Annotated in this window: 9 protein-coding genes; 5 read left to right on the forward strand and 4 right to left on the reverse strand. The window is 57.8% G+C overall.

Translation table 11 applies throughout. From position 1 onward, the window contains the following. Positions 1–24 precede the first annotated feature (24 nt). From glyQ to ACIQV9_RS28670, 4 genes are all read left to right on the forward strand, one after another. Entirely contained in the window at positions 25–897 is an 873-nt protein-coding gene (gene glyQ, locus ACIQV9_RS28655) for a glycine--tRNA ligase subunit alpha (RefSeq protein ID WP_403108606.1), read from the forward strand. After that, on the forward strand, positions 894–2,948 hold the full coding sequence (glyS, locus tag ACIQV9_RS28660; protein WP_403108596.1) for a glycine--tRNA ligase subunit beta: 2,055 nt from the start codon (positions 894–896) through the stop codon (positions 2,946–2,948). The genes glyQ and glyS overlap by 4 nt, the downstream gene beginning before the upstream one ends. A 4-nt stretch (positions 2,949–2,952) precedes the next feature. Continuing rightward, a complete protein-coding gene (gene gmhB / locus ACIQV9_RS28665; RefSeq protein ID WP_167362290.1) occupies positions 2,953–3,492 on the forward strand; it encodes a D-glycero-beta-D-manno-heptose 1,7-bisphosphate 7-phosphatase in 540 nt (179 codons plus the stop codon). An 82-nt stretch (positions 3,493–3,574) separates the two neighbouring features. Beyond that, positions 3,575–4,354, forward strand: coding sequence for a lysophospholipid acyltransferase family protein (locus tag ACIQV9_RS28670; protein ID WP_403108598.1), 780 nt, complete (start codon positions 3,575–3,577; stop codon positions 4,352–4,354). Positions 4,355–4,620: 266 nt separating this feature from the next. Here the strand turns inward: ACIQV9_RS28670 and gyrB are convergent, their stop codons facing one another. From gyrB to dnaA, 4 genes are read right to left on the reverse strand one after another with little or no spacing between them, the layout of a single operon-like run. Next, complete coding sequence (gene gyrB / locus ACIQV9_RS28675) at positions 4,621–7,044, reverse strand: DNA topoisomerase (ATP-hydrolyzing) subunit B (protein ID WP_131059042.1); 2,424 nt, start codon at positions 7,042–7,044, stop codon at positions 4,621–4,623. A 5-nt stretch (positions 7,045–7,049) separates the two neighbouring features. Beyond that, a complete protein-coding gene (gene recF / locus ACIQV9_RS28680) occupies positions 7,050–8,153 on the reverse strand; it encodes a DNA replication/repair protein RecF (RefSeq protein WP_007969883.1) in 1,104 nt (367 codons plus the stop codon). 20 nt (positions 8,154–8,173) lie between these two features. After that, positions 8,174–9,277: a DNA polymerase III subunit beta gene (gene dnaN / locus ACIQV9_RS28685; RefSeq protein ID WP_008155702.1), complete on the reverse strand. Its 1,104-nt coding sequence runs from the start codon at positions 9,275–9,277 to the stop codon at positions 8,174–8,176. Positions 9,278–9,316: 39 nt separating this feature from the next. Beyond that, on the reverse strand, positions 9,317–10,837 hold the full coding sequence (dnaA, locus tag ACIQV9_RS28690; RefSeq protein ID WP_403108603.1) for a chromosomal replication initiator protein DnaA: 1,521 nt from the start codon (positions 10,835–10,837) through the stop codon (positions 9,317–9,319). Positions 10,838–11,403: 566 nt separating this feature from the next. On the opposite strand from dnaA, the gene rpmH reads away from it, so the two are divergent. Continuing rightward, entirely contained in the window at positions 11,404–11,538 is a 135-nt protein-coding gene (rpmH, locus tag ACIQV9_RS28695; protein WP_003213577.1) for a 50S ribosomal protein L34, read from the forward strand. Positions 11,539–11,542 lie beyond the last annotated feature (4 nt).

Consider the following 11,542-nt stretch of genomic DNA (forward strand, 5'->3'; position numbering starts at 1 on the left):
CGCTGGCCCTTGGCATCGTCGTACATGCCTTCCCAACGGGAGATGACCAGTACGGCCAGCGCGTTGCCGATCACGTTCAAGGCGGTACGCGCCATTGGCCCGGAAACCTGGAACGCCGCTTATGTGCAGCCCAGTCGTCGCCCGACTGACGGCCGCTACGGCGAAAACCCGAACCGTCTGCAGCACTACTACCAGTTCCAGGTAGTCCTGAAGCCGAACCCGGACAACTTCCAGGAACTGTACCTGGGCTCCCTCAAGCATGTCGGTCTGGACCCGCTGGTCCACGACATCCGCTTCGTTGAAGACAACTGGGAATCGCCGACACTGGGCGCCTGGGGTCTGGGCTGGGAAGTCTGGCTCAACGGCATGGAAGTGACGCAGTTCACTTACTTCCAGCAAGCGGGCGGTATCGAGTGCTACCCGGTGACCGGCGAGATCACTTACGGTCTGGAGCGTCTGGCCATGTACCTGCAAGGCGTGGACTCGGTCTACGACCTGGTCTGGGCTGACGGTCCGTTCGGCAAAGTGACCTACGGCGACGTGTTCCACCAGAACGAAGTGGAGCAGTCGACCTATAACTTCGAACACGCCAACGTCGAGAAGCTGTTCGAACTGTTCGATTTCTACGAAAGCGAAGCCAAGCGCCTGATCGAACTCGACCAGCCGCTGCCGTTGCCGAGCTACGAAATGGTGTTGAAGGCGTCCCATACCTTCAACCTGCTGGATGCGCGCCGGGCGATCTCGGTGACTGCGCGTCAGCAATACATCCTGCGTGTTCGCACCCTGGCGCGTTCCGTTGCGCAAGCCTACCTGCTGGCTCGCGCCAAGCTGGGCTTCCCGATGGCGACCCCGGACCTGCGTGATGAAGTACTGGCCAAGCTGGAGGCTGCACAATGAGTGCTCAAGATTTTCTGGTTGAACTGGGCACCGAAGAACTGCCACCCAAAGCCCTGAACACTTTGGCCGACGCGTTCCTGGCCGGTATCGACAAGGGCCTGCAAGCCGCTGGCCTGAACTACGAGACCAAAACCGTCTACGCCGCGCCACGTCGCCTGGCGGTACTGATCACCTCGTTGGCTACTCAACAACCTGATCGCAGCATCAACCTCGACGGCCCGCCACGTCAGGCGGCGTTCGATGCCGAAGGCAACCCGACTCAAGCGGCCCTGGGCTTTGCCAAGAAGTGCGGCGTCGACCTGAGCGAAATCGATCAGAGCGGCCCGAAACTGCGCTACAGCCAAAGCATCGCCGGCAAGCCAACCGCGAGCCTGCTGCCGACCATCGTCGAAGATTCGCTGAACGACCTGCCGATCCCGAAGCGCATGCGCTGGGGTGCTCGCAAGGAAGAATTCGTCCGTCCGACCCAGTGGCTGGTGATGCTGCTCGGTGACCAAGTCATCGATTGCACGATCCTTGCCCAGAAGTCCGGCCGCGATTCCCGTGGTCACCGCTTCCACCACCCGGAAAGCGTACGCATCACTTCGCCGGCCAACTACTTGACCGACCTGCGTGCCGCCTACGTACTGGCCGACGCCAACGAGCGTCGCGAACTGATCAGCAAGCGCACCGAAGAGCTGGCGACGATGCAGGAAGGTACCGCCATCGTTCCGCCTGCCTTGCTCGACGAAGTGACCGCCCTGGTTGAATGGCCGGTGCCGCTGGTGTGCTCGTTCGAAGAGCGTTTCCTCGACGTGCCGCAAGAAGCCCTGATCACCACCATGCAGGACAACCAGAAGTACTTCTGCCTGCTGGATGCCGACGGCAAGTTGCTGCCACGTTTCATCACCGTGGCCAACATCGAAAGCAAAGACCCGCAGCAGATCATCGCCGGTAACGAGAAAGTGGTTCGCCCACGCCTGACCGACGCCGAGTTCTTCTTCAAGCAAGACAAGAAGCAGAAACTCGAAGACTTCAACCTGCGCCTGCAAAACGTGGTGTTCCAGGAAAAACTCGGCAGCGTCTACGACAAGGCCGAGCGCGTTTCCAAACTCGCTGCGTTCATTGCTCAACGCATTGGCGGTAACGCCGCCTGGGCTTCCCGTGCAGGCCTGCTGTCCAAATGCGACCTGGCGACCGAGATGGTCGGTGAGTTCCCGGAGATGCAAGGTGTCGCCGGTTATTACTACGCCCTCAACGACGGCGAGCCGGAAGAAGTCGCACTGGCACTGAACGAACAGTACATGCCGCGCGGTGCCGGTGCTGAACTGCCGACCACCCTGACCGGTGCGGCCGTGGCCATCGCTGACAAACTCGACACCCTGGTCGGTATCTTCGGTATCGGCATGCTGCCAACTGGTAGCAAAGACCCGTATGCCCTGCGCCGTGCGGCACTCGGCGTGTTGCGCATCCTGATCGACAAGAAGCTCGACCTCGACCTCAACGACGCCGTGGCATTTGCCGTGAATGCGTTCGGTGCCAAGGTCAAGGCTGCCGGCCTCAACGATTCGGTGCTGGAATTCATCTTCGACCGTCTGCGTGCGCGTTACGAAGACGAAGGCGTGGATGTCGGGACTTACCTGTCGGTGCGTGCCCTGAAGCCGGGTTCGGCGCTGGACTTCGACCAGCGCGTACAAGCCGTGGAAGCGTTCCGCAAGTTGCCGGAAGCCGCTGCGCTGGCCGCGGTGAACAAGCGCGTTTCGAACTTGCTGAGCAAGGTTGAAGGCTCCGTTCCTTCGGTCGTGGAAGCCAAGTACTTCGACAACGCCAACGAGTTCTCCCTGTACTCGGCGATTCAGCAGGCTGACCAGGCAGTGCAGCCAATGGCCGCTGCGCGTCAGTACAGCGAATCGCTGGCACGTCTGGCTGCCTTGCGCGAGCCGGTGGATGCGTTCTTCGAGGCCGTAATGGTCAATGCGGACGACGCCAAGGTCCGCGCCAACCGTTATGCGTTACTGGCGCGCCTGCGTGGGCTGTTCCTCGGCGTTGCCGACATTTCGATGCTGGGCTGAGGGATTGCTGTTGAAACTGCTGATTCTCGATCGGGACGGAGTGATCAATTACGACTCCGACGCTTACATCAAGTCGGTGGAGGAGTGGATTCCGCTCCCCGGTTCGATCGAGGCCATCGCGCAGTTGAGCAAGGCCGGCTGGACGGTGGCGGTGGCTACCAACCAGTCGGGCATCGCTCGCGGCTATTACGACATCGCCACCCTGGACGCCATGCACGAGCGATTGCGCTCGTTGGTGGCGGAGCAGGGCGGCGAGGTCGGGCTGATCGTCTACTGCCCGCACGGGCCGGACGACGGCTGCGATTGCCGCAAGCCAAAACCCGGGATGTTGAAAACCATCGCCGCACATTACAACGTGTCGCTGACTCATCTATGGTTCGTCGGCGATACCCTTGGTGACCTGGAAGCCGCCAAAGCCGTCGATTCTCAGCCAGTTTTAGTAAAGACCGGGAAAGGCGAAAAGACTTTGGGCAAGACCCTACCGGTAGGCACCTTGATTTTTGACGATCTGGCGGCGATTGCCGCAGAACTTATCCACAATTAGAGTGCTTCGATTGTTCCTGACCAAGGATTGATCGGGAGTGCGCTTTATATAGACGGGCAGAGCCCGCACGGTAAACGTCACCATGTCGATACTGCAGGCCATCAGAACCTTCCTCTTTTACCTGCTGCTGGGCACCAGCTCCTTGCTTTGGTGCAGCCTGAGCTTTTTTATCGCGCCGTTTCTGCCGTTCAAAGCGCGGTATCGCTTCATCAACGTTTACTGGTGCCGCTGCGCCTTGTGGCTGAGCAAAGTGTTCCTGGGCATCAGCTACGAAGTGAAGGGCGCCGAGAACGTGCCTGACCAGCCTTGCGTGATTCAGTCGAACCACCAGAGCACCTGGGAAACATTCTTTCTCTCCGCCTACTTCGAGCCGTTGAGCCAAGTGCTCAAGCGCTCGTTGCTGTTCGTGCCATTCTTCGGCTGGGCCATGGCCATGTTGCGACCGATCGCCATCGACCGCGACAATCCTAAAGCTGCGCTCAAGCATGTGGCGAAGAAGGGCGATGAATTGCTGAAAGATGGCGTCTGGGTGCTGATCTTCCCCGAAGGAACTCGCGTTCCTTATGGCACCATCGGCAAGTTCTCACGCGGTGGCACCGCGTTGGCGGTCAACGCCGCACTTCCCGTGCTGCCGATTGCGCACAATGCGGGCAAGTTCTGGCCGAAAACCGGTTGGGCGAAGAAGCAGGGCGTCATCACCGTGATCATCGGAGCGCCGATGTATGCCGTGGGCAGTGGGCCGCGCGCCATTGCCGATCTGAACGACCGGGTGCAGAGCTGGAACGAGCAGATGCAACGGGAAATGGGTTCGCTGCCAGCAGCTCCAGCGGCCCCCTCTGCCAGCGATCAGGTCGCTGTCTGAGATTCTGTGGATAACCTGTGTACCGTTTTACCGAAAATTAACGTTTTCTGATCGTATCTTTATGATTTATATACATATTTCTTAAACTCATAAAACTCGGGAAATGGTGCATAAGTTTTTTTCGGGCGCAAAAAATCCGGCTGATATAGCCGGTTTTTTTATGCCTGCGATTCGCGCTGTTTTTTGTTCTTGCGTTCATTTTTTGAAGATGAAAAAAAGGCCAACGCTGAGCGTTGGCCTTTTTCGTTTGGCAGTTTTTTTCTGGATCAGAAGTCCAGGTTAGAAACCGCCAAGGCGTTGCTTTCGATGAAGTCACGGCGAGGTTCGACCGCATCCCCCATCAGGGTGTTGAAGATCTGGTCTGCGCCAATGGCGTCTTCGATGGTCACTTTGAGCATCCGGCGCTGGCTTGGGTCCATGGTGGTTTCCCACAGCTGATCCGGGTTCATTTCGCCCAGACCTTTGTATCGCTGGATGGTGTGACGCTTGGTGCTTTCAGCCATCAGCCATTCAAGGGCTTCCTTGAACTCGGTGACCGGCTTCTTGCGCTCGCCACGCTGGATGTACGCGCCGTCGTCCAGCAAGGTGCTCAGTTGAGCGCCCAGGGATACAACGGTTTTGTAATCGTTGCTGCCGAAGAAGTCGCGGTTGAAGGTGACGTAGTTCGACAGACCGTGGGAGATCAGTTCGACCTCTGGCAGCCAGACGTTACGTTCACGGTCTTCACGCAGGCTGGCTTTGTAGACCAGGCCAGACTTCTCGACAGTGCGCAGGCGAACTTCGTACTGGGCCATCCAGGCCTGCATCGCTGCGTGATCGGACAATTGCTCCAGGCTGACAGCTGGCAGGTAGATGAAGTGCTCAGTCAGTTCCTGTGGGTACAGGCGCGACAGACGCTTGAGGGTCTTCATTACCAGACGGAAGTCATTCACCAGACGCTCAAGCGCTTCACCGGAGATGCCCGGGGCTTCTTCGTTCAGGTGCAGGCTCGCGTCTTCCAGGGCCGACTGCGTCATGTACTCTTCCATGGCGTCGTCGTCTTTGATGTATTGCTCTTGCTTGCCTTTCTTGACCTTGTACAGCGGCGGTTGCGCGATGTAGATGTAGCCGCGTTCGATCAGCTCCGGCAGCTGACGGAAGAAGAAGGTCAGCAGCAGGGTACGGATGTGCGAACCGTCGACGTCAGCATCGGTCATGATGATGATGTTGTGATAACGCAGCTTGTCGATGTTGTACTCGTCGCGACCGATGCCGCAGCCCAGCGCGGTGATCAAGGTGCCCACTTCCTGGGAAGATATCATCTTGTCGAAGCGCGCCTTCTCGACGTTCAGGATCTTGCCCTTGAGAGGCAGGATGGCCTGGGTCCGGCGGTTACGTCCCTGCTTGGCGGAGCCGCCAGCAGAGTCACCTTCCACGAGGTACAGTTCGGAAAGGGCAGGGTCTTTTTCCTGGCAGTCAGCCAGTTTGCCCGGCAAGCCGGCGATATCCAGCGCGCCTTTGCGACGGGTCATCTCACGGGCTTTACGCGCCGCTTCACGAGCGCGAGCCGCGTCGATCATCTTGCCGACGACCAGTTTGGCTTCGTTCGGGTTTTCCAGCAGGAAGTCGGAGAAGTACTTGCCCATTTCCTGTTCGACAGCAGTCTTCACTTCGGAAGAAACCAGCTTGTCTTTGGTCTGGGAGCTGAACTTCGGATCCGGTACTTTCACCGAAATGATCGCGGTCAGGCCTTCGCGGGCATCGTCACCGGTGGTCGCGACTTTATGCTTCTTCGCCAGGCCTTCAGCTTCGATGTAGGTGTTCAGGTTACGCGTCAGTGCAGAACGGAAACCCACCAGGTGAGTACCGCCATCGCGCTGTGGAATGTTGTTGGTGAAGCACAACAGGTTCTCGTTGAAGCTGTCGTTCCACTGCAGGGCGATTTCCACGCCGATGCCGTCTTCGCGCTGGATGTTGAAGTGGAACACCTGGTTGACCGGAGTCTTGTTGGTGTTCAGGTATTCAACGAACGCACGCAGGCCACCTTCGTACTTGAACAACTCTTCCTTGCCGCTGCGTTCATCCTTGAGGACGATACCGACACCGGAGTTGAGGAAGGACAGTTCACGAATCCGCTTGGCCAGGATGTCCCAGCTGAAGTGGATGTTCTTGAAGGTCAGGTCGGACGGTTTGAAGTGGATCTGGGTGCCGGTGGTTTCGCTTTCACCGACGATTTTCATCGGCTCTTTCGGAACGCCGTGGATGTAGGTCTGTTCCCAGATCTTGCCGCTGCGGCGAACGGTTAGGACCAGTTCTTCAGACAGGGCGTTGACCACCGAAACACCTACACCGTGCAGGCCGCCGGATACTTTGTAGGAGTTATCGTCGAACTTACCGCCGGCGTGCAGCACGGTCATGATGACCTCGGCTGCCGAAACGCCTTCTTCTTTGTGTACGTCTACCGGGATGCCACGACCGTTGTCGCGAACGGTGATGGATTCATCCGGGTGGATAATGATGCTGATGTCGTCGCAGTGGCCAGCGAGCGCTTCATCGATGGAGTTGTCGACTACCTCGAAGACCATGTGGTGCAGACCGCTACCATCGTCGGTGTCACCAATGTACATACCGGGACGTTTGCGTACGGCATCCAGGCCTTTCAGCACTTTAATGCTCGTTGAGTCGTAGGTATTCGTATTTTCTTCGCTCAATGCCTTCACTCCCGATGGTCGTGGGTCTGGGTGATACGGCCCTGTTCCACGTGGAACAGAGCGACTGGCGTTTCCGTCTGCCAGCCTTCCCTCAATAATTCGTGATCTACACAGGTGATAAACACCTGGCAGCGTAAGTCTTCCAGCAAGCGGCAAAGCGCACGCCGGTGGTGCTCGTCCAGTTCGGACGGCAGGTCATCCACCAGATAAATACACTGGCCGCGTCGGGCCTGGCTCACCAGATGCCCTTGGGCGATCCGCAATGCACAGACCACCAACTTCTGCTGACCGCGAGACAAGATGTCCGCGGCATTATGTGCGCCCAATCTAAGACGCAAATCAGCACGTTGTGGTCCGGCTTGGGTATGACCCATTTGCTGATCCCGTTGAAGGGACCCGGCGAGCACTGCACTCAGCTCCCGGTCCTTGTCCCAACCGCGGTAATAGCTGAGCGTCAAACCCTCGAGCTCAACCAGTTCGCTCAAGGTCTGTTCAAAGACTGGTTTCAAGGCTTTGATATAAGCGCGGCGGTATTCATCTATTTCAGCGCTGGCTTGGCACAGTTCCCTGTCCCAAACCGCTTGCGAAACGGCGTCAAGTGTACCATGCCGCAGCCAAGAGTTTCTCTGGCGCAGGGCCTTCTGCAAGCGCTGCCAAGTGGACATGAATCGCGGTTCCACGTGGAACACGCCCCAGTCGAGAAACTGCCGACGAATCTTCGGCGCCCCCTCCAAAAGCCGGAAGCTGTCCGGGTTAATCAGCTGGAGTGGCAGAATCTCTGCCAGTTGCGCCGCGCTGCGGGCATTCTGGCCGTCGATGCGAATCTGGAACTCACCCTGCCGGTCGCGAGATATCCCCAAGGCACTGTGGCCACCCTCGGCCAATTCGACCTGCCCAAACACCGTGCATGCCAGTTGCTCGTACTGAATGACAGGCAACAGACGGGTGCTACGAAACGAACGGGCAAGCCCGAGCAGGTGAATGGCTTCCAGAACACTGGTTTTGCCGCTGCCGTTGGCGCCGTAAAGAATATTGATTCGGGGGGAGGGGGAGAAGGTCACCGGGTGCAGATTGCGCACCGCGGTGACCGAGACGCGACTTAAGGACATCTAGCTTCTGCTGAGCATGATTACAGACGCATCGGCATGACAACGTAGGCCGAGTCGTCGTTGTCGGACTCTTGCACCAGCGCACTGCTGTTGGAGTCGGACAGGATCAGGCGAACCTGCTCGGTGGTCATCACGCCCAGCACGTCGAGCAGATAGCTCACGTTGAAGCCGATTTCCAGATTGCCGCCGTTGTACTCAACGCCCACTTCTTCTTCAGCTTCTTCCTGCTCCGGGTTGTTCGCCTGGATCTTCAGCTGACCATTGGCCAATTGCAGTCGGATGCCGCGGTACTTCTCGTTGGACAGGATCGCAGTACGGCTGAACGCTTCACGCAGGGCTTGGCGATCACCGAGCACCAGCTTGTCGCCGCCTTTCGGCAGAACGCGCTCGTAGTCAGGGAATTTGCCGTCAACCAGTTTCGAAGTGAAGGTGAACTCACCGGTAGTCGCGCGGATGTGGTGTTGACCCAGCACGATGCTGACAATGCCGTCCGGCTCGGTCAGCAGACGCGCCAGTTCCAAAATGCCTTTACGTGGAACGATGACCTGATGGCGATCCGGCTGACCGATATCGGCCTTCATCGAGCACATGGCCAGACGGTGACCATCAGTGGCCACCGCGCGGATGATGCCTTCAGAAACCTCCAGCAGCATACCGTTCAGGTAATAACGCACGTCCTGCTGGGCCATGGCGAAGCTAGTGCGTTCGATCAGACGACGCAGTTTGCTCTGCTCCAGGCTGCACGTCAGCGAGCCAGGGCCTTCTTCAACAGTCGGGAAATCGTTGGCTGGCAGGGTCGACAGGGTGAAGCGGCTACGGCCGGCCTTCACCACGAGCTTCTGCTCGTCAACCTTGATGTCGATCAGCGCATCGTTCGGCAAGCTTTTGCAGATGTCCATCAGCTTGCGCGCAGGCACAGTGATGGAACCCGGGTCCGCAGGCTCTTCGAGTTGCACACGACCGACCAGCTCGACTTCCAGGTCGGTACCGGTCAGCGACAATTGCTGGCCTTCGACAACCAGCAGCACGTTCGAAAGCACCGGCAAGGTCTGTCGGCGCTCGACGACGCCTGCGACCAGTTGCAGGGGTTTCAACAGGGCTTCGCGTTGAATGGTGAAATGCATGGTCTAGTCCCTTGCCTTAATAAGCTGCGCTGGTGTTCATCAAGTGGTCAGTGTACGCAGCAGGTTCTTGTAGTCCTCGCGGATGTCCGCGTCGGATTCCTTAAGTTCGTTGATCTTGCGGCAGGCGTGCAAAACGGTCGTATGGTCGCGGCCGCCAAACACATCGCCGATTTCCGGCAGGCTATGGTTAGTCAACTCTTTGGACAACGCCATTGCAACCTGACGCGGACGTGCGACCGAGCGTGAACGACGCTTGGACAGCAGATCGGAAATCTTGATCTTGTAGTACTCGGCGACTGTGCGCTGAATGTTATCCACAGAGACCAGTTTGTCTTGCAGCGCCAACAGGTCTTTCAGGGATTCGCGAATCAACTCGATGGTGATATCGCGGCCCATGAAGTGCGAGTGTGCGATCACGCGTTTAAGCGCGCCTTCGAGCTCACGGACGTTGGAGCGAATACGCTGGGCAATAAAGAACGCCGCGTCGTGTGGCAGATCGACTTTGGCCTGGTCGGCCTTTTTCATCAGGATCGCAACGCGGGTTTCCAGCTCCGGCGGTTCGACGGCGACCGTCAGGCCCCAGCCGAAGCGGGATTTGAGGCGCTCTTCAAGGCCTTCGATTTCTTTCGGGTAGCGGTCACTGGTGAGAATGACCTGCTGGCCACCTTCAAGCAGGGCGTTGAAGGTGTGGAAAAATTCTTCCTGGGATCGCTCTTTGCGCGCGAAGAACTGAATGTCATCGATCAGCAACGCATCCACCGAACGGTAGAAGCGTTTGAACTCGTTGATCGCGTTCAGCTGCAGGGCCTTGACCATGTCGGCGACGAACCGCTCCGAGTGCAGGTACACGACCTTGGCATTCGGGTTCTTCTTTAATAGATGGTTACCCACAGCGTGCATCAAGTGGGTCTTACCCAAGCCGACGCCGCCATAAAGGAAGAGCGGGTTGTAACCGTGCTTGGGGTTGTCCGCCACCTGCCACGCCGCAGCCCGGGCCAGTTGGTTGGACTTACCCTCGACAAAGTTTTCGAAGGTGAAGGTGCGGTTCAGGTAACTGGTGTGCTTGAGCGCGCCTTCGACTTGCACCGTGCGCTGCTCGGAGCGAACCGGAGCCTGTTGCGAACTGGCGCCGGCCATCGGGTCGAAGCTGTCGCGAGACGGCTCTTCACTGACCTCGGCCATTTTTTGTGTCGCACGCTTGGTCGGTACGGTCGCCGGGGCTGGCGCCGGAGCGCTGACAGGCGCTTGAGCGGCCTGAGCCTGGGAAGCAGCGGCGGCCAACGGTGCATTCGGTGCCGCACGCGGTGCCGAACTGCGTTTGCTGCCTATTAATAAGGAGAGCGCAGGCGCCATGCCATTGCCATGCTCATCCAGCAGTTCAAGGACGCGGCCCAGGTACTTTTCGTTGACCCAGTCGAGAACAAAACGATTCGGTGCGTAGACACGCAACTCGTCGCCTTCGGCTTCGACCTGTAGTGGACGGATCCAAGTGTTGAATTGTTGGGCAGGCAGCTCATCGCGCAAAAGCTCCACGCACTGCTGCCAAAGTTCCACTGACACGGATATCCCCTAAGTTGAAAGCCGGTGAGGCAAAAACAAGAGGCCATTGTAGCGGCCAGACGCCCACTTATCCACATGCAGGTTGCGCACAGGCCATGAATTATCAACGCGTTAACCGCCAAAAAGGCGACCAATGGTATGTGCATAAGCTCTGTGGATAACCACCCATGAGGGCACTGGACAAGTGGGGGCGAAACCCGGTGGATAACCTGCCTGTGGATAACTGACCATTCCACACACAGCTTATCCGACAGTGCAGCACAGGCTGCCCCCTGTTTTCCACCGTACTTGTCATTCTCTGTACAGCACGAGATAGAAGGGCCCAAGGTAGTTATCCACAGAAGAACGCGTCCCTAGCTTTTATAAGCATTACAGAAAAGCTTTAAATAACTTCCTTCTTTATTTCTATATCTAGCGAAGACCTGAGCACGAGAAAACGCCTGGAGATCTATTTATAAGGAAACGCTGGTTGGAAATTGACCTAGAGGCTTGCTTTCTCTAGAATCCCCGGTCTCTTAAAACGGGGGCCATTCCGGCCCGTTGTGGACGAACCAGGTAACACGACAATGAAACGTACTTTCCAACCAAGCACTATCAAACGCGCTCGTACCCACGGTTTCCGTGCTCGCATGGCTACCAAGAACGGTCGTGCCGTCCTGTCGCGTCGTCGCGCCAAAGGTCGTGCGCGTCTGGCAGTTTGATAAT

Source organism: Pseudomonas sp. NPDC099000 (assembly GCF_044759925.1).
GTDB lineage: Bacteria > Pseudomonadota > Gammaproteobacteria > Pseudomonadales > Pseudomonadaceae > Aquipseudomonas.

Coding starts and splice junctions, on each gene's coding strand:
- glyQ (WP_403108606.1), top strand. CDS start 25: ATGCCTTCCCAACGGGAGATGACCAGTACGGCCAGCGCGTTGCCGATC.
- glyS (WP_403108596.1), top strand. CDS start 894: ATGAGTGCTCAAGATTTTCTGGTTGAACTGGGCACCGAAGAACTGCCA.
- ACIQV9_RS28670 (WP_403108598.1), top strand. CDS start 3,575: ATGTCGATACTGCAGGCCATCAGAACCTTCCTCTTTTACCTGCTGCTG.
- recF (WP_007969883.1), bottom strand. CDS start 8,153: ATGTCCTTAAGTCGCGTCTCGGTCACCGCGGTGCGCAATCTGCACCCG.
- dnaN (WP_008155702.1), bottom strand. CDS start 9,277: ATGCATTTCACCATTCAACGCGAAGCCCTGTTGAAACCCCTGCAACTG.
- rpmH (WP_003213577.1), top strand. CDS start 11,404: ATGAAACGTACTTTCCAACCAAGCACTATCAAACGCGCTCGTACCCAC.